The following is a 533-nucleotide window of genomic DNA, read 5'->3' on the forward strand; positions in this document are numbered from 1 at the left end:
CGGCGCGCCCTATGGCTTGCGCCTGCTGGACTGCCTGGTGCGCGAAGACCGCGAGGTGCACTTCCTGATCTCCAAGGCCGCGCAACTGGTGCTGGCCACCGAGACCGATGTGGCGTTGCCGCCCAAAGTGCAGATGATGCAGGCCTTCCTCACCGAGTACACCGGTGCGGCGGCGGGGCAGATCAAGGTCTATGGCAAGGAAGACTGGATGTCACCGGTGGCGTCGGGCTCCGGTGCACCGGCCGCGATGGTGGTGGTGCCGTGTTCCACCGGGACCCTGTCGGCGATTGCCACGGGCGCCTGCAACAATCTGATCGAGCGCGCGGCGGACGTGACCTTGAAGGAGCGTCGCCAGTTGATTCTGGTGCCGCGCGAAGCGCCGTATTCGAGCATCCATCTGGAGCACATGCTCAAGCTGTCGAACATGGGCGTGACTATCTTGCCGGCGTCGCCGGGCTTCTATCACCAGCCGCAGACCATCGATGACCTGGTGGACTTTGTGGTGGCGCGGATTCTCAACCTGCTGAACATTC

1 protein-coding gene is annotated in these 533 nt (G+C 64.0%); it reads left to right on the forward strand.

Annotated elements, in window-relative coordinates; genetic code table 11:
• Window positions 1-533, forward strand: a 533-nt coding sequence (locus tag HX846_RS18835; protein WP_256739837.1) for a flavin prenyltransferase UbiX, incomplete at both ends; no start/stop codon positions are given.

The sequence above is a fragment of the Pseudomonas sp. K5002 genome (assembly GCF_013386655.1).
Taxonomy (GTDB): Bacteria; Pseudomonadota; Gammaproteobacteria; order Pseudomonadales; family Pseudomonadaceae; genus Aquipseudomonas.